The sequence below is a fragment of the Pseudomonas sp. GM49 genome (genome assembly GCF_000282355.1).
In the GTDB taxonomy this organism is placed as follows: domain Bacteria; phylum Pseudomonadota; class Gammaproteobacteria; order Pseudomonadales; family Pseudomonadaceae; genus Aquipseudomonas.
In genome coordinates, this window is the sequence record NZ_AKJL01000125.1 from 1 (window position 1) to 16361 (window position 16361).

General features: G+C 59.8%; 17 protein-coding genes and 1 pseudogene. 13 read left to right on the forward strand and 5 right to left on the reverse strand.

Features of this window, described 5'->3' with window-relative positions; all coding sequences use genetic code 11:
• Positions 1-53: 53 nt before the first annotated feature.
• Entirely contained in the window at positions 54-1100 is a 1047-nt protein-coding gene (locus tag PMI29_RS16965; protein WP_007997300.1) for an ornithine cyclodeaminase, read from the reverse strand.
• Positions 1101-1731: 631 nt separating this feature from the next.
• Between PMI29_RS16965 and PMI29_RS16960 the strand changes: the two genes are divergently transcribed.
• The 6 genes from PMI29_RS16960 (at position 1732) to ctlX (ending at position 6422) form a co-directional block, all read left to right on the forward strand.
• A complete protein-coding gene (locus PMI29_RS16960) occupies positions 1732-2511 on the forward strand; it encodes a transporter substrate-binding domain-containing protein (RefSeq protein WP_007997301.1) in 780 nt (259 codons plus the stop codon).
• Between the two features lie 59 nt (positions 2512-2570).
• Positions 2571-3296: an ABC transporter permease gene (locus PMI29_RS16955; protein WP_007997302.1), complete on the forward strand. Its 726-nt coding sequence runs from the start codon at positions 2571-2573 to the stop codon at positions 3294-3296.
• The gene (locus PMI29_RS16950; RefSeq protein WP_007997303.1) at positions 3293-4003 is read left to right on the forward strand and encodes an ABC transporter permease; all 711 of its coding nucleotides are present in this window, start codon (positions 3293-3295) and stop codon (positions 4001-4003) included. The genes PMI29_RS16955 and PMI29_RS16950 overlap by 4 nt, the downstream gene beginning before the upstream one ends.
• A gap of 56 nt (positions 4004-4059) precedes the next feature.
• Positions 4060-4821 (forward strand): ABC transporter ATP-binding protein, encoded by a 762-nt coding sequence (locus PMI29_RS16945; protein ID WP_007986657.1) that lies wholly within the window; start codon positions 4060-4062, stop codon positions 4819-4821.
• A gap of 12 nt (positions 4822-4833) precedes the next feature.
• Complete coding sequence (locus tag PMI29_RS16940; protein ID WP_007974731.1) at positions 4834-5313, forward strand: Lrp/AsnC family transcriptional regulator; 480 nt, start codon at positions 4834-4836, stop codon at positions 5311-5313.
• Positions 5314-5486: 173 nt separating this feature from the next.
• Positions 5487-6422 (forward strand): citrulline utilization hydrolase CtlX, encoded by a 936-nt coding sequence (ctlX, locus tag PMI29_RS16935; protein WP_007997304.1) that lies wholly within the window; start codon positions 5487-5489, stop codon positions 6420-6422.
• Between the two features lie 110 nt (positions 6423-6532).
• Here ctlX and gfa read toward each other — a convergent pair whose 3' ends face one another.
• The 3 genes from gfa to PMI29_RS16920 all read right to left on the reverse strand — a co-directional run bounded on the left by gfa (position 6533) and on the right by PMI29_RS16920 (position 9179).
• A complete protein-coding gene (gene gfa / locus PMI29_RS16930) occupies positions 6533-7111 on the reverse strand; it encodes an S-(hydroxymethyl)glutathione synthase (protein WP_007997306.1) in 579 nt (192 codons plus the stop codon).
• Positions 7112-7413: 302 nt separating this feature from the next.
• Complete coding sequence (gene puuE / locus PMI29_RS16925) at positions 7414-8307, reverse strand: allantoinase PuuE (RefSeq protein WP_007997308.1); 894 nt, start codon at positions 8305-8307, stop codon at positions 7414-7416.
• Entirely contained in the window at positions 8307-9179 is an 873-nt protein-coding gene (locus tag PMI29_RS16920; protein ID WP_007997310.1) for a GNAT family N-acetyltransferase, read from the reverse strand. Before PMI29_RS16920 ends, puuE begins: the two co-directional genes overlap by 1 nt.
• Positions 9180-9291: 112 nt before the next feature.
• On the opposite strand from PMI29_RS16920, the gene PMI29_RS16915 reads away from it, so the two are divergent.
• The 4 genes from PMI29_RS16915 to PMI29_RS16900 all read left to right on the forward strand — a co-directional run bounded on the left by PMI29_RS16915 (position 9292) and on the right by PMI29_RS16900 (position 13945).
• A complete protein-coding gene (locus tag PMI29_RS16915; protein WP_007997317.1) occupies positions 9292-9786 on the forward strand; it encodes a DUF2092 domain-containing protein in 495 nt (164 codons plus the stop codon).
• A gap of 264 nt (positions 9787-10050) precedes the next feature.
• A complete protein-coding gene (locus PMI29_RS16910) occupies positions 10051-11394 on the forward strand; it encodes an MFS transporter (protein WP_007997323.1) in 1344 nt (447 codons plus the stop codon).
• A gap of 19 nt (positions 11395-11413) precedes the next feature.
• Entirely contained in the window at positions 11414-12625 is a 1212-nt protein-coding gene (locus PMI29_RS16905; protein ID WP_007997324.1) for a benzoate/H(+) symporter BenE family transporter, read from the forward strand.
• 51 nt (positions 12626-12676) lie between these two features.
• On the forward strand, positions 12677-13945 hold the full coding sequence (locus PMI29_RS16900) for an OprD family porin (RefSeq protein ID WP_007997326.1): 1269 nt from the start codon (positions 12677-12679) through the stop codon (positions 13943-13945).
• Between the two features lie 130 nt (positions 13946-14075).
• Here PMI29_RS16900 and PMI29_RS16895 read toward each other — a convergent pair whose 3' ends face one another.
• A complete protein-coding gene (locus PMI29_RS16895) occupies positions 14076-14303 on the reverse strand; it encodes a DUF2790 domain-containing protein (RefSeq protein WP_007997328.1) in 228 nt (75 codons plus the stop codon).
• Positions 14304-14422: 119 nt separating this feature from the next.
• Between PMI29_RS16895 and PMI29_RS16890 the strand changes: the two genes are divergently transcribed.
• From PMI29_RS16890 to PMI29_RS16885, 3 genes and pseudogenes are all read left to right on the forward strand, one after another.
• Complete coding sequence (locus tag PMI29_RS16890; protein ID WP_007997330.1) at positions 14423-15412, forward strand: LysR family transcriptional regulator; 990 nt, start codon at positions 14423-14425, stop codon at positions 15410-15412.
• Positions 15376-15456, forward strand: a pseudogene (locus tag PMI29_RS32575) (TetR/AcrR family transcriptional regulator); the annotation flags it as partial. The gene PMI29_RS16890 and the pseudogene PMI29_RS32575, both read left to right, overlap by 37 nt.
• Positions 15457-15485: 29 nt before the next feature.
• A complete protein-coding gene (locus PMI29_RS16885; RefSeq protein ID WP_007997331.1) occupies positions 15486-16262 on the forward strand; it encodes a hypothetical protein in 777 nt (258 codons plus the stop codon).
• The last annotated feature ends 99 nt before the right edge of the window (positions 16263-16361 follow it).

A 16361-nucleotide genomic window follows, 5' to 3' on the forward strand; every position in this document is an offset into this window, starting at 1 on the left:
GGGGGGGGGAGCCGAAGGGGCCGCCAGGTGAACACTTTGAAGTACGAGTGGTATTAAGCTCGAAGCCTTACATCGTCGTTTGCTGAAGGCTGTAGCAGCGAGAACAGGTTCTTGGGATCCTGCAGCTCTGGCACCAGCTGGATGTCGCTGCCAATGTTGAGCGTTCTTGCAACATCCAGCACATAGCGCAAGGCGGAGTAGTCCTCGATGGCGAAGCCGACCGAGTCGAACAAGGTGACTTCCTCGGCATGCTGGCGACCTGGGGTCTGACCAGTGATGACTTTCCAGAATTCGATAACCGGAGAGTCGGCGGGCATCTGCTGAATTTCCCCTTCAATTCGGCTTTGAGGCTCGTACTCAACCATGACTCGCGCACGTTCCACGATATCCCGGTGCAATTCGGTCTTGCCGGGGCAATCGCCGCCCACTGCGTTGAGGTGCATCCCGGGCTCGATCATCTCAGGGGTTAAAATCGTTGCGTAGGCCTTGTCGGCCGTGACCGTGGTCACGATATCGGCGCCACGTACCGCTTCCGCGACGGTTTTGGCGACAGTCACCTGTATGGCGGGGTAGGCCCGCAGGTTGGCTACCAGCTTCGCTGTCGCGGCCGGATCGATGTCGTAGAGGCTGATTTCAGTAATGCCCAGCAAGGTATGAAATGCCAGGGCCTGGAATTCGCTCTGTGAGCCATTGCCGATGAGTGCCATTCGGCGACTGTCCGGCCGGGCGAGGTAGCGGGCCGCGAGCGCAGAAGTGGCAGCGGTGCGAATGGCGGTAGTCAGCGTCATTTCACTCAGTAAAACAGGCTTGCCGGTATCGACGTCTCCCAGTGCACCAAACGCCATGACCGTCAGCATGCCATTGTGGGTGTTCTTCGGATGTCCGTTGACATACTTGAAGGCGTAGAGCGAGGCATCAGACACGGGCATCAGCTCGATGACACCCTCCGGCGAGTGGTTCGCCAGGCGCGCGCATTTTTCGAAATCCGGCCAGCGTACGTAGTCTTGACGGATGTACTCGGCCATTTCGGTCAGGCACCGAGGCAAGCCTTTTTCCTGGACGAGACGGCTCAGATCATTGACGTCAATGTAACGGGTCATATTGGGTTCCTTTGGGCTTTTTTTTGTGTGCCGGTCTGGACGACCTTGCGCTTTGGCGGCTGAGACTCAGGAGGCAGTCCATGTGTTTGCAACGGACCTATTGTCGAGGCAATGGCGAGAAGATTTCGGCCAATACTGACCCTGGACACAGCGAGAGAAGTCGAAAAACAGAGGGCGCACAGCCGAATCGGCCAAGTGACAGTTACTACTCGCACCTCGCGCGCACGGCTGAATCGCCATGTGCTTCACGAAGCATCGTTATGCAAATAAAGAACGCCACAAAGACATTCGCATTTCCTGTTCCGCTCCCATCAAGTGGAGAAACAGTGACTTGGAGCAGACGACAGAATCGGCTGTAAAAGTCCGTCGTTCAGCACAGGCACGCTGTTTGAGCGTAGGGATACGACACCAGCACCATCCCGGCAATTGGCATTCTGGCGGTCCGTTTCAAGCGCTTGTTGATCGCTGCTTGAGATGGAGTGCAACTCCGACGACTGGCTGCTTCCAGTCGAATACAACAACAAAAACGGCTGCGGTGAAGACCGCATCGACTCTCTGCCCCTGTCAAAAAAATGTGGTCCGACGCAGGCGCTGGATCGCGATAAATCAAAATAATCCGGGACTCTAGAAGATGAACATCAAATGGCTGACTTTGCCGGCACTCGCGTTGCTCTGCTGCACCACGGGTGCCAGTGCCAAGGAATGGAAGGAGCTGCGATTTGGCGTCAACCCAAGCTATCCACCTTTTGAATCCACCACGGCCGATGGCGGGGTTCAGGGCTTCGGCGTGGATCTGGGCAATGCAATATGTGCCGAGCTGAAGCTCACCTGTGTGTGGGTCAGCAATGATTTCGACGGGCTGATTCCGGGGCTCAAGGCCGGCAAGTTCGATGCCATCGAATCTTCGATGACCGTTACCGACGCGCGTAAAAAACAGATCGACTTTACCGATCGCCTGTACGCCGGACCGACCGCCATCGTTACCCGCAAAGACTCCGGACTGCTGCCTACCGCCGAGTCGCTGCGCGGCAAAACCATCGGTTACATGCAAGGCACGATTCAGGAAACCTACGCCAAGGCCAAACTGGCGCCGGGCGGGGTGAAACTGCGGGCCTATCAGAATCAGGATCAGGTCTATGCCGACCTGGTATTTGGCCGTCTCGATGCGTCGATCCAGGACAAGCTGCAAGCACAGATGAGCTTCCTGACCTCGCCACAAGGGGCCGAATTCCAAAACAGCGAAGGCATCAGTGACCCGTTGGTGCCGTCAGAGATCGCCATTGGTGTGCGCAAGGACAACGAAGAGCTCAAAGGCATGCTCAATGCCGCCATCAAGGCCCTGCACGACAAGGGCATCTACGCGCAGATCCAGCAGAAACACTTTGGTGATCTGGACCTCTACAACAACTGATCCTCGTGCCCCGGTCGCTGTGTTGCAGTGACCGGGGCGCATCAAGACAGGTGACTGGCGTGAACTCCTTCCTGAATATTCTGGGGCTCGATCTTTCGGCCCTGCAAGGCTATGGCCCTTTGTTGCTGCATGGCACCTGGGTCACCCTCAAACTGTCGGCGCTCGCGCTTTTGGTGAGCATGGCGCTGGGGCTGCTCGGCGCGGCGGCCAAGCTGTCGCCGCTGAAGCTGTTGAATCTCCCGGCGACCTTTTACACGACGCTGATCCGTGGCGTGCCCGACCTGGTATTGATGCTGCTGATTTTCTACAGCCTGCAAGGCTGGCTCAGCGCCCTGACCGAGGCCATGGGCTGGCCCTACATGGAAATCGACCCATTCGTGGCCGGCATCATCACCCTGGGTTTTATCTACGGGGCGTATTTCACCGAGACCTTTCGTGGAGCGATTCTCAGTGTGCCTCGCGGTCAACAGGAAGCCGCCGCGTGCTTTGGCCTGAACCGTTGGCAGCGCTTTCGTTTCGTGGTGTTCCCGCAAATGATGCGTTTCGCCTTGCCGAGCCTCGGCAACAACTGGCTGGTGCTGCTCAAGGCTACGGCGCTGGTATCGATCATCGGTTTGTCGGACCTGGTCAAAGTCGCGCAAGAGGCCGGCAAAAGCACGTTCAACATGCTTGATTTCCTGTTGCTGGCGGCAGCGCTTTACCTGCTGATCACCAGTGCTTCGAACTACGTTTTGCGCGTGCTGGAAAGGCGCTACAACCAAGGTGTACGGGGGATGGCGCGATGATCGAGTTGATTGCCGAATACTGGAAACCCTTTCTGTTCAGCGACGGCGAGACCCTCACCGGGTTGGCCATGACCCTGTGGCTGCTGGTGGCGAGCATTGCCATGGGCTTTTTTCTGTCATTGCCCCTGGCGATCTTGCGCGTCTCGCGCTGGGGAGTTTTGCGTTGGCCGGTTCAGCTGTTTACCTACATTTTTCGCGGCACGCCGTTGTATATCCAGTTACTGATTTGCTACAGCGGGATCTACGGCATTGCAGTGGTCCGTTCACAGCCATTGCTCGAAGCGTTTTTCCGCGATGCCATGAATTGCACCTTGCTGGCGTTCACCCTCAACACCTGCGCCTACACCGTGGAAATTTTCGCCGGAGCGATCCGCAGCATTCCCTACGGTGAAATCGAAGCGGCCCATGCCTATGGCCTCAGTGGCTGGCGCCTGTATCTGCAACTGATTCTGCCTTCGGCGCTGCGCCGCGCGCTGCCGTACTACAGCAACGAAGTGATCCTGATGTTGCACGCGACTTCGGTGGCGTTCACCGCAACGATTCCGGACATCCTGAAAATCGCCAGGGACGCCAACGCCGCGACCTTCATGACCTTTCAGGCCTTCGGTATTGCCGGTCTGCTGTACCTCCTGCTGTCGTTCGGGCTGGTCGGTGCGTTCCGCCTGGCTGAGAAACGCTGGCTGAGCTTCCTGGGCCCGGCCCACTGACTTCCATTCTTTATCCAGAGTGGCGCCGATCAGTGTGCCGCTCCAGGAGTATTCGCATGTACAAACTCACGGTTGAAAATCTGTATAAACGTTTTGGTGACAATGAAGTGCTCAAGGGCGTCTCGTTAAACGCGAGGGCAGGGGACGTGGTGAGCATGATCGGTGCCAGCGGTTCGGGCAAAAGCACCATGCTGCGCTGCATCAACTTTCTGGAACGGGCGGACGAAGGCGCCATTGCTCTGGATGGCGAGCGAGTTCTCACCCGTCAGGGCGTTGGCGGCATGCGAGTTGCCAATCCAAAGCAGTTGCAGCGTTTGCGTACGCGACTGGCGATGGTGTTCCAGCATTTCAATCTGTGGAGTCACCTGACCGTGCTGGAGAACATCGTGCTGGCGCCATGTCGGGTCCTGGGCATGAGTCGCAAGGCTGCTGAAGAAAGCGCACGGGCGTATCTGGACAAAGTCGGCTTGCCGCAACGGGTGGCTGATCAGTACCCGGCGTTTCTGTCGGGCGGGCAGCAACAACGGGTGGCGATTGCCCGTGCCCTGGCGGTGGAACCGGAAATCCTGTTGTTCGACGAGCCAACCTCGGCGCTCGACCCGGAACTGGTGGGTGAAGTCCTGAAGGTCATTCAGGCGCTGGCCGAAGAAGGCCGGACCATGTTGATGGTGACCCACGAAATGGGGTTTGCCCGGCAGGTCTCCAGCCAGGTGTTGTTCTTGCATCAGGGGCGGGTCGAGGAGCAGGGTGATGCTACGATACTCGACCGGCCAAACAGTGAACGTTTGCAGCAATTTCTATCGGGTCGTTTGAAGTGAGGCAAGGCGTACATGGCGGATATCCGCGATCTGTCGATCGTGCTTGATCGTATCGATCAGGCAATCATTGAAGTGTTGCGCCACGAAGGGCGCATCACTTATCAAAAGCTTTCCGAGCGCGTACACCTGACCCCCAGGCCGTGTCTGGAACGGGTACGCAAGCTGGAACAGCTTGGGGTCATTCGCGGCTATGGCGCGATTCTCGACGAGAAGAAGTTGACGCCGGGCTTGTCGTTGCTCGTGTTGGTAGCGTTGTCGAACCAGAGCGGACGCGCGGCGCAAAAGGCCTTCGAGGCCAAGGTCCGTGCCTGCCCTCAGGTGCTGGAATGTCGCCTGATCAGTGGCGCATTCGACTACAGCCTGCGCATGCGCTGCCGTGACATGGAGCATTACCGGGTGCTGACCGAAGTCTGGTTTGACGACCCGGATCTGCACATCGACAAACTGGTCAGCCACCCGGAGCTGGCGATGGTCAAGACCACGATGGAGTAAGACAGGAATCGCTGCCCAAAGCAGCGATTTTTTTGTTTTTCAACCCCGCCGAATCGGCTGGGTGACCAGCAATCTTCAGCCGTTTTCATCAGCGCAATAGCCGTTATCAACCGGGTTTTTTCCGCCTCGAAACAGACAATGAGCCTCTCTCGACCCTCATTGAGTCTGTGCCCATGCAAACCACCAATACGGTTTTAATGATTCGCCCGACACGTTTCTCCTTCAATCAGGACACGGCGGCGAACAACCGCTTCCAGCGTCCGGCAACCGTTGCGGAAGACGTACAACTCAAGGCCCTTGCCGAGTTCGATGGCTATGTCGCCGCGTTGCGTCGGCACGGCGTTGAAGTCCTGGTGCATAACGATCGCGAAGCGCCGCATACCCCGGACTCGATCTTCCCCAACAACTGGTGGAGCAGCCACCCGGATGGCACCCTGGTGCTGTACCCGATGCAGGGCCACAACCGGCGTCTGGAACGGGATAAAGGTGTACTCGACGGGTTGCTGGGCGAATACCGGGTCGAGCAGGTGCTGGACCTGTCCAGCCTCGAAGAGCAGGAGGTTTTCCTGGAGGGCACTGGCAGCATGGTCCTGGATCGGCAACAGCGGATCTGCTACGCAGGGTACTCGACCCGCACCCACGCCCGGGCACTGGATCAGTTGGTCAGTCATCTGAGCTATGAACTGTGTGCGTTCAACGCGGTGGACCGCCAAGGCGTGCCGATTTATCACACTAACGTCATGATGAGTGTCGGCACCCGCCTGGCGGTGGTTTGCCTGGCATCCGTGCCCCAGCCGGGCGAACGTGCGGCACTGCGTAACCGACTCGAAACCAGCGGCAAACAGGTCATCGCCTTGAACTGGGCGCAGCTGGAGTCCTTTGCCGGCAACATGCTGCAAGTGCACAACGCAGCGGGCGAACCGCTGCTGGTGATGTCGCGCACCGCCTGGCAATCACTGGACGCCGACCAGCGTCGCTTGATCGAAACTCACACCACGCCGTTGCCAGTGAACATCGACACCATCGAGCGCATCGGTGGCGGTAGCGCTCGCTGCATGCTGGCCGAGGTGTTCCTGCCCAGGCATTCGGCCACGTTGGTACAGAACTGAAATAATCCGTTGTCTTAATGACCACAGCCCCCAGCTAATTATGTGGGGCGCACAACATCAACGGTGAATCGGAGCCGCGGTCCGGAAAAGAAACCGCGGCGACCGATCAATCAGGCGGCGGGGAGCAGGCCTTTCTGTTTGGCGACATGAGTCGCCAGTGCGTCCATCAAGTCCGGGGACAGGCAGTCATAGGGCTCCAGGCCGATCGAGCGCAGGCGTTCGCGGATAGCCTTCATTTGCGCTGGCGGTGTGCCGGTTTCGATGATTGAGGACACGAACGCCGCGAATCCCGGCGCAGCCCATCCGCTCTGTGGCGATAGCTCGGTGTGGACGAAGTCCAGGCCATAAAACGCATGGTCCTTGTTCTCGATGCGCCCGAAGAGATGGGCGTGACACTGCTTGCAGGCGTGGCGCTGGATGGTGGCGGTTTCGTCGACAATCGCCAGCTTTTCGCCGTGGGCAATGACGCTGACCTTATCTCGAGGCACCACGGCGATGACGGCGAATGTCGCGTTTTTTGGTTTCCAGCATTTGCTGCAGCCGCATGCGTGGTTATGCAGAGTTTGTGCGTCGATCCTGACCTCGACTTTGTCGGTCGCACACAGGCATTGCAGGGTGCCACCTGCGAAATTCGCGGCGGCGGGTTGAATACCATTGTCCAGTGCAGGGTGAAGTTGCAAGGTGCTCATGCTGGCGTCTCCGTTTCAGGGTGTCAGACAAAAGTGCCTGGGGCCGTGCCCCAGACCGGTAGTTCATCGGTACTCGATGACGGCGCGGATCGATTGGCGTTCATGCATCAGATCGAACCGCGGCGGATTTCGAAAAGGACACAGTGCATAAACGAGTGACCTCCTTCGGTGCGACCGGTCGGTTACTCAGATCAAGAATAGTCTGCGTTGACGCCTCGAGCGCGGCTCGGGCCAGCGCACGGGCGAGTGTGCCGAATGTTGATACGCCTGCGTGGCTAAGACCGTTCCGGACCCCTTGCCAATCAGGCGGGGAATCGGGCTATCCAGTGCCTGGCAATCTCTTCGCGCCGGCAGATCCACACCGCGTCGTGGCCTTGCACGTAATCGAGAAAGCGTGCCAGCGCCATCGCTCGACCAGGATGGCCACTGATCCGCCCATGCAGGCCGACGCTCATCATCTTCGGGTGTTGCGCGCCCTCCTGCCATAGCAGGTCGAAAGCATCCTTGAGCAGCCGGAAGAAGTCTTCACCGCAGGCGAAACCGTTCGGCAGCAGATAGCGGGCGTCGTTGTTGACCAGCGTGTAAGGGATCACCAGGTGGGCGGGCGAACCCGGGAGCCAATAGGGCAGATCATCGTTGTAGGCGTCGGAGCTGTAGAGAAACCCGCCTTCCTCACGCAACAGGCGGCGGGTGTTCTGGCTGACCCTTCCCGTGTACCAACCTACGGGGCGTTTACCGCAGATCTGCTCGATCACGTCGAGGGTGAGGCGGATATGGCGCCGCTCCTGGTCTTCTGGCATGTCGCGATAGTCCAGCCAACGGTAGCCATGCCCGGCAATCTCATGCCCGGCAGCGCAGAGCGCATGGCCAATCGCCGGGGTGAGTTCCAGTGCCCGGCCGACGGCGAAGGCGGTCAGCGGCAGGCCCCGGGCGCTGAACAGTTGCAGAATGCGCCACACCCCTGCGCGCGATCCGTATTCGTACATGCCCTCGACGCTCAAGTCCGGTTCCCCCACACGTGGCGGGCGACCCGGTAGCTCGTGAAGCCACGCCTCCGACTGTGCATCGCCATTGAGGATGCATGATTCCGCACCCTCTTCGATGTTGAGTACGAACTGGAGCGCGACGCGCGCCTCACCGGGCCATCGCGGGTGGGGTGGGCAGCCGCCATAACCGATGAGGTCGCGAGCGGACATCAGCCGAGCTCGAAGGTCGTGACGCCGAACACACGTTCGTGCGCGATCGCCGGAGGAGGGCCGAGGTACATGCGTGCGCAGCCGAACACCTCGGTCATGCCCTGTTGGTGCACGAGCGCCATGGCGGCGGGGTTATTCTCCGGGACATCGAGAAACAGCGGGCCACCCTGCGCAAATTCCGCCAGGCGCGCGTAGAGGGCATTGGCTGCCAGGGCGTCATCGGCGAACAAGGGGCCGATCTTGCAGCCCTCCCGGCAGCGCCTGATTACGCCGTAGCCGCTTAGCCTGCCCTCGCGCCGGCAACCCACGGCGAGTGCATCGGCTTGGGTTATCCACCCGCTCAGGAAGGTTGCGCGAGCGGCGGGGAAGCAGGTGCGGTCGTAATCGACAACCTGATCGAACGGGAAGGTGGCCAACGGGACGATGTCCAGGTCGTCTACCTGCGAGGTCGCCGGGCGTTCGGTGATCTCGGCACGAAAACGCAGGTTGCGATGGGAGAAAGCGAAACCACCCTTGGCGTAGTAGTCCTGCATCGCGAAGACGCCGTCCATGCCGATGCTCGCGCCTGGGCGCAGGCGGGCGAGGAGTCGCTCGCGGCGTGCGTGCCAGAGGGTATTGCCCAGACCTTGACCGCGATATTCAGGCCGGACGATGAAAAAGCCCATGAAACCGAATTCGCCATTGTAGGAGGTAATGGCACCGCCGCCGATCAACTCGCCGCCCCGGGACGCCGCGATGAAGGCGGCAGGGTCCGTAGCCCAGAACAGCTCGGCATCGTGAAGGCCGGGATTCCAACCCTCACGGGCAGCCCAACCGACGAGCTCGTCCAGTTCGGGACGGGTCATGTTGCGTATGACCAGCTGATTCGACACCGCGAAGTTCTCCTCAGTCGCTAATCGAGCGTGTGGTCCATCCTCACTCTGAACCCTTTCGGTATAGCTTCAACCCGAGTATTGATCCAGCTCGTCCCGTCACCTGCAGAACATGTTCGTCGCCATTGAGCTTGCGCACGACCAGGTCTGGATGGATCACCCGGCAATACGGATGGCCGTTCAACACGTGTCCGAACAGGCCTACGCCTTTGCGCCGAAGGAAAACCTGCTGGCGCAAGTGGACGCGCCACCGACCATCGATGTGACGCTCGAGGCGGCATATCAGCGAGCGGCGTTTTACATCGGCCAGTCCACGGTCGTGGGCGATAGCACCACCGATGTCATTGCATACGTCAGTGACACTGTGTTCCTGCAAGCCTGGATCGGTGCGCAAGGCAAGCTGCCGCGCATGCTGCGCGCGGTGTTTCGCGATGATCCGCAGCAGTCCCGGCATCAGGTTACCTTCAGCGACTGGACACTTGGCTCGACGATGCCAGCAGACTTTTTCAAGCCAGAGCACACCGAAACAGCGCAGCGGATTCAGTTTGCCCCACCGCCAGACATGCGCGCTCCACAAGGGGTTAAAGAACCGTTGGCGAAACCCTGAGCGAGGAGGCTGGACCATGAATCGATCAATCTTCATGCCGGTCACTCCGATATCACCCCCTGCACAAAACGGATAGCGATCTGCGCAAAGCGGATATTGCCACTGTGGCGGTCTCAATACCCTTGATTTGCATCCTGCGTAACAGTGCTGTGCATGGCACGCAACAATGCGGCCGCCATCGGCGGACCGTTGCCTGCACCGCCCACAGCCGCACGCTGAAACGCCAAAACGAACAATAAAAAATAACAACAAGAGACCCATGCCATGCGAAAAATCGATGTACACGAGGTTATCGACAACGCACGCTTCAACCGCTTTCACTGGATGGTATTGTTCTGGTGCGCCCTGATCATCATCTTCGACGGCTACGACCTGGTGATCTACGGGGTGGTCTTGCCGACGCTGATGAAAGAGTGGGGGCTGAGCCCGCTGGAGGCCGGGGCGCTGGGCAGTTATGCGCTATTTGGCATGATGTTCGGTGCGCTGTTTTTCGGCCCGCTGTCGGACAAGATCGGGCGCAAGAAAACCATCACCCTTTGCGTGATGCTCTTCAGCGGCTTCACCGTGCTCAATGGCTTTGCCACGAGCCCCACGACCTTTGGCATCTGCCGGTTCATTGCCGGCCTTGGCATCGGCGGGGTAATGCCCAACGTGGTGGCGCTGATGAACGAGTACGCGCCGAAGAAAATTCGCAGCACCCTGGTCGCCATCATGTTCAGCGGTTACTCGGTGGGCGGCATGCTCTCCGCGGGCCTGGGTATCGTGCTTATTCCCAGCTTTGGTTGGCAGGCGGTGTTTTACGTGGCTGGGCTGCCGTTACTGCTGCTGCCGTTGATCATGTATTTCCTGCCGGAGTCAGTGGGTTTCATGCTGCGTCAGGGGCGCACCGAGGAGGCGCGCAACGTACTGCAGCGCGTTGACGCACACTACGTCGCACAGGCCGGCGACACCCTGCACATGACTGAGGTGAAGGGAACTGGCACCCCGGTGCTGCAGCTCTTTCGCGAAGGCCGCGCCATGCGCACGCTGATGCTCTGGCTGGCGTTTTTCTGCTGCCTCTTGATGGTCTACGCCTTGAGTTCCTGGCTGCCGAAACTCATGGCCAACGCCGGTTATAGCCTGGGCTCAAGCTTATCCTTCCTGCTGGTGTTGAACTTCGGCGCGATTTTCGGTGCGGTGGGCGGTGGTGTATTGGGCGACAAGCTCAACCTGCCACGGGTGTTGGCGGTGTTCTTCGCCATTGCCGCGGTGTCGATCACCTTGCTCGGTTTCAAGAGCCCGACGCCTGTGTTGTACCTGCTGATCGCTATCGCCGGCGCCACCACCATCGGTTCGCAAATCCTGCTGTACGCCTGTGCTGCGCAGTTCTACTCCATGGCCATTCGTTCCACGGGGCTTGGCTGGGCGTCGGGGATCGGCCGTAACGGTGCCATTGTCGGCCCGTTGCTAGGCGGCGCGTTGCTGGGGATCAGTTTGCCGCTGCAACTGAACTTCATGGCGTTCGCCCTGCCGGGTGCGGTGGCCGCGATCGCCATGACCCTGTTTGCCATCAGCAACCAGCGAAACGCCTCCAGCGTTACCGCGCCGCTGTCTGCGGCCAAGGCCTGAGTCCACAAGGAGCTGTTAGATGAAAGGCTTAATGCGTGACTTTTCGCTGTCCGCTGCGGTTGCAGGCTTTATTGCCACGGTGATCTCGTACGCGGGGCCCCTGGTGATCATTTTCCAGGCGGCGGACACCGCGCATCTGCCTCGCGAACTGCTGTCGTCCTGGGTCTGGGCGATCTCCATTGGCAGTGCGCTGTTGGGCATTGGCCTGAGCCTGCGTTACCGCGTGCCGATCATCATTGCCTGGTCGGCACCAGGCTCGGCCCTGCTGGTGGCGTTGCTGCCGGGCATCTCGATGAACGAGGCCGTCGGCGCCTATCTGCTGAGCAGCTTGATTATCTTCCTGGTCGGCATTTCGGGCGCCTTCGACCGCGTTATCAGCAAGCTGCCCGGAGCCATCGCGGCGGCAATGCTGGCGGGGATTCTGTTCCGTTTTGGCACTGGCCTGTTCGTGTCATTGCAAGGCAAGCCCGGGTTGGTGCTGGCAATGTTCGCCACCTACCTGGTGTGTAAACGGCTGCTGCCGCGTTACGCGGTGATGGCGGTACTGGTGGTGGGCTGTGCCATCGCCATGTTCACCGGCCAGTTGCACAGTGAAGCGTTGGTGATCGGCCTGGCGACGCCCGTGTGGATCACCCCGCAGTTCAGCCTTGGTGCAACCTTGAACGTCGCCTTGCCGCTGGTGATGGTGGCGCTGACCGGGCAGTTCGTGCCGGGCATGGCGGTTTTGCGCGCCTCGGGTTACACCACACCGGCCAGCCCGATCATCGCCTGCAGCGCGCTGGGCACGGCGTTGTTGGCGCCGTTTGGCTGCCACGGCCTGAACCTGGCGGCGATCACTGCCGCCATCTGCACTGGCCGCGAGGCCCACGAAGACCCGGGCAAACGCTATGTCGCCGGCGTGGTCGGCGGCCTCTGTTACCTGATATTGGGCATCTTCGGTGCGACCCTGGTGTCGTTGTTCGCGGCCTTCCCCAAAGAGCTGATCGCCGCCCTGGCGGGCCTGGCCCTGTTCGCTGCAATTGCCGGCGCCCTGGCCAACGCCATGGCTCTGCCCAGTGACCGCGAAGCGGCGCTGGTGACGTTCCTTACTACCGCCTCGGGCATGTCGCTGTTCGGCTTGTCCGCCGCGTTCTGGGGGCTGATTTTCGGCATGGCCGCGCACCTGCTGTCGAGTGCGCGGCGGCCGACCCTTGCAACCCCACCCAGCAGCGCCCGGGAGGTGGCGCGCTGACCCGCATTCGCCACGCCTTACCTCGTTCATAACAACAATAAGAGCACACCGATGAAGCCAACCATTCATGCAACTCGTACGCTATTGTCCATGGCTGTCGCCTTGGGTTGTTCCAGCCAACTGATGGCCGCCGAAGGCGGTTTTATCGAGGATGCCACCGCCACCTTGCAGGCGCGCAATTACTACTTCAGCCGGGACTATTCGGACATTGTCGGCGCTAGCCGGCAGTCGAAGGCCGAGGAGTGGGCCCAGGGCTTTATCTTCAACGCCAAGTCCGGTTACACCCAAGGGCCGATCGGTGTCGGCGTCGATGTCATCGGCCTGCTCGGGCTCAAGCTCGACAGCAGCCCGGACCGGGTCAACACCGGCCTGTTGCCGGTGCACAGCGATGGCCGCGCGGCCGATGACTACAGCCGTCTGGAAGGCACGCTGAAGCTGCGTTACTCGAAGACCGAACTGCGCGTCGGCGAGCTGCAACCCAACTTGCCGGTGCTGGTTTTCAGTGACATCCGCCTGCTGCCGCCGAGCTACCAGGGGGCGAGCATCACCTCCGGCGAGATCAGTGGTCTGACGCTGCAAGGCGGCCATCTGAGCTCCACTCACCTGCGCAATGAGGCCGGCGACGAGAAGATGCAGGCCATGCTCGGCTACGTGCCTCAGCGCCAGGTCAGCAGTGACGCCTTCAACTATGGCGGCGGCGATTACGCCTTCAACGACAAACGCACCAGCGTCAGCGCCTGGTACGGGCAACTGGAAGACATCTACCATCAGGGCTTCCTGGGCCTGAAACACAGCGAGCCCATGGGCAGTTGGATCGTGGGCGCCAACCTCGGCTATTTCGACGCCAGGGAGGATGGCAAGAAACTGTTGGGCAACATCGACAACCAGGCGTTTTTCTCCCTGCTGTCGGCCAAGCACGGCGGTCATACCTTCTACATCGGCTACCAGGGCATCTACGGTGAAAGCGCGTTCCCTCGGGTATTTGCCAACATCTCGCCGCTGGGCAACGAAGTGCCGACCTATGAATTCGCTTCCACCGACGAGCGCTCTTGGCAGGCGCGCTACGACTACGACTTCGCCGCCCTCGGAGTGCCGGGCCTGACCAGCACCGTGCGCTACATCACCGGCAACAACGTCGACACCGGCAAGGGCTTTGAAGGCAAGGACCGCGAGCGCGACCTGGATCTCGGTTACGTCGTGCAAAGTGGCACCTTCGCGGGGCTAGGCATCCGGGTGCGCAATGCCATGGCGCGCTCCAATTACCGCACCGATATCGATGAGAACCGACTGATCCTGAGCTACACATGGACGTTGCTGTGAGTAGCAATAAAGTCTGGGCGCGATTGGCCCTGTTTGCAGCTGGCAACGCAGTCGTGCTGCTAACGGCATGCACTGATCATGGCCGGGTTTTGCGGTGGTGGCGGACGAGGTACGCAATCCTCCCGGTCTCTCAAACGCCCGAACAACTGCCCATCACCTGGTAGGTCAACTTGTGGGTTTGACCCTGGTGGTCGATGTAAACCATGGTCGCCGGTACGACTTCGCATGCAGTCGAGGTATCGGATACAAAGATGACCTTCGCGATATCCAGGGATGGAGTTGTTGTGGCCGGGTTGCTTTCGGCGGCCATGACGGCGGTTGTGGTCAGGGCCAACAGTACGCTCAACAAGATCTTCATGCTTTTTTCTCCGTGGTGTTTTGATGGGTCAATTCTATTCTTCTATGGGTTTGGTTAAAGAGGGCTGTACTTGATGCAGCGTTACACTGGATGCAACAGTCATTGCCGCCGGAGGGTTCATGGACTTGCTTAACAGCCTGCGGGTATTTGTGCGTGTAGCCGACGCAGGCAGCTTTACTACCGCCGCACAGGCGCTGGACTTTTCCACGGCGCAAGTCTCTCGGCTGGTGGCTGATCTTGAGCAGCACGTGCAGGCTCGCCTGCTGCAGCGCACCACCCGCCGTTTAAGCCTGACCGAAGCCGGTGAACGCTTCCTGTTGCGGGCACGGCAAATACTTGACGACATGGCCGAGGCCACCGCAGAAGCGCGTGGCGCTCACCTGGAGCCCGTTGGCCGGTTGCGTCTGCACTGTTTGACCGGGCTGGGCGTGCTTATGACGCCACTCATTGCCCGCTACTGCGAGCTCTATCCGGACGTGGTGGTTGAGTTGACCTTGTCGCAACGCAACCCCGATCCCCTTGAAGACGGGCACGACGTGGTCATTTCCATTGCCCAGGAATTGGCGGATTCACAATTCGTTGCCCAAGCGGTAGGGCGTATCTTCAGCATGCCTTGCGCATCGCCTGCGTACATCGCGCGCCGGGGTCTGCCCACCCACCCCGAACAACTGCATGAACATTGCTGCCTGCGCATGGTCGACCCGTTGTACGGTGATGAGTGGGTCTTCCGTGACGAACAGGGTGAGCACGCAGTGGTTCCCGGCAAGACCTTCCAGAGCAACGTTGCCGAGGCGATGGTCAGTGCATCGGAGGCAGGGATGGGCATCAGTCTGCTGCCGTTCTACACCGCAACCCGGTCGCTGCGTGAGGGCACGTTGTTGCGCTTGCTGGGCGACCACCGGCTCAGGGAGCGCAATGTCTATGCACTCTATCCTTCCAGGCGTTTTCTGGATGCCAAAGTGAGGACCTGGGTGGACTTTCTCAAGGCCGAGTTGCCCGGGCTTTTTTCCAGGCATGAGGTCATAGCGAATGATGTTCGGCACTGGGGAGTGGGCCATGGGATGAATATTGCTCGGAACGTCAACACGACATCGAGTTTGGCGACCTGATGCACAAACTGTACGATCGCCATTTCGGACTGCCGGTACTGCCCAAACACAACGCATGACAAAGGGAATATCAATGCATCAAGTTGCGCAATGTTACCTTGGCGTATGGAAGCGGCGTTTGATCCAGCACCGCTCAGGGCGTTCGGACAGTGAAACGGCCGTGTATTGGCTACAGACACCACGACTGTTTGCCGACCTGCGAATCCCCCCCAATTCGCTCCCAAGTCTGGCGCTCGAGGAGCTCAGCCACTCTCAACATCTGGCGTTGTGTGAACAGAAAGGTTTCGCCGGGGTGACCCGGATAGACGCCGACATTTGCCAATGGCATCGCAAAATGGATTATCAGCCGGTCAGTGGCGCTGAAGACATTGGTCGCATGCACTTTGAAACCAGTGAGTGTCTGATCGAAACCGCGCTGGACGAAAGCTACTACGAAATATGGGAACGCTTGCCCGACTCCCTTGGCGCTTGTCGTGGCCATTGGTTGCAAGCGATGGATGATCCATCGCGTCAGGGCTGTCTGTTATTGGCCGGGGACTATTTTCTGTTCGCCGCCAGCCGCCCCACACCGCTGACACCGGGCACTCATTTGCGCGAAAAGCTCAGCCAACCCGAAAGCTCAATAAACCCTGCTTCCCTTTTTGCCTGCGAACTGTCTTTTGGCCGGCATCACGCCGGAGAAACCCCGTGGAAAATCGAGTGCTCAACGCTCCCCGCCAAAACCGGCCAATGCCTGCTGCCATCATCGGTGGACCCGTTTGCCCCGGATATTTTCGCCAATGAGGCCGTCATGTCTTCACTCGGCACATTCATTCCAGCTGGCGGTTGGCGCTGTGCGCCTGATCCGTGACATACAGCGGGCCCGCGCTATCACCCTGAAGCCGATCAGTTAAGCCAAAACGCGATCCATGTAGCAGCCGAACGCAGCCTCGCGGGCTCGGCAGCTGCT

What these genes read in the sequence shown, in the direction of transcription:
- PMI29_RS16960 (WP_007997301.1), top strand. Translation starts at nt 1,732, where the DNA reads ATGAACATCAAATGGCTGACTTTGCCGGCACTCGCGTTGCTCTGCTGC.
- PMI29_RS16905 (WP_007997324.1), top strand. Translation starts at nt 11,414, where the DNA reads ATGAAAGGCTTAATGCGTGACTTTTCGCTGTCCGCTGCGGTTGCAGGC.
- PMI29_RS16940 (WP_007974731.1), top strand. Translation starts at nt 4,834, where the DNA reads ATGGCGGATATCCGCGATCTGTCGATCGTGCTTGATCGTATCGATCAG.
- PMI29_RS16910 (WP_007997323.1), top strand. Translation starts at nt 10,051, where the DNA reads ATGCGAAAAATCGATGTACACGAGGTTATCGACAACGCACGCTTCAAC.
- PMI29_RS16900 (WP_007997326.1), top strand. Translation starts at nt 12,677, where the DNA reads ATGAAGCCAACCATTCATGCAACTCGTACGCTATTGTCCATGGCTGTC.
- PMI29_RS16895 (WP_007997328.1), bottom strand. Translation starts at nt 14,303, where the DNA reads ATGAAGATCTTGTTGAGCGTACTGTTGGCCCTGACCACAACCGCCGTC.
- ctlX (WP_007997304.1), top strand. Translation starts at nt 5,487, where the DNA reads ATGCAAACCACCAATACGGTTTTAATGATTCGCCCGACACGTTTCTCC.
- gfa (WP_007997306.1), bottom strand. Translation starts at nt 7,111, where the DNA reads ATGAGCACCTTGCAACTTCACCCTGCACTGGACAATGGTATTCAACCC.
- PMI29_RS16965 (WP_007997300.1), bottom strand. Translation starts at nt 1,100, where the DNA reads ATGACCCGTTACATTGACGTCAATGATCTGAGCCGTCTCGTCCAGGAA.
- PMI29_RS16950 (WP_007997303.1), top strand. Translation starts at nt 3,293, where the DNA reads ATGATCGAGTTGATTGCCGAATACTGGAAACCCTTTCTGTTCAGCGAC.
- PMI29_RS16915 (WP_007997317.1), top strand. Translation starts at nt 9,292, where the DNA reads ATGTTCGTCGCCATTGAGCTTGCGCACGACCAGGTCTGGATGGATCAC.
- PMI29_RS16890 (WP_007997330.1), top strand. Translation starts at nt 14,423, where the DNA reads ATGGACTTGCTTAACAGCCTGCGGGTATTTGTGCGTGTAGCCGACGCA.
- PMI29_RS16885 (WP_007997331.1), top strand. Translation starts at nt 15,486, where the DNA reads ATGCATCAAGTTGCGCAATGTTACCTTGGCGTATGGAAGCGGCGTTTG.
- PMI29_RS16945 (WP_007986657.1), top strand. Translation starts at nt 4,060, where the DNA reads ATGTACAAACTCACGGTTGAAAATCTGTATAAACGTTTTGGTGACAAT.
- puuE (WP_007997308.1), bottom strand. Translation starts at nt 8,307, where the DNA reads ATGTCCGCTCGCGACCTCATCGGTTATGGCGGCTGCCCACCCCACCCG.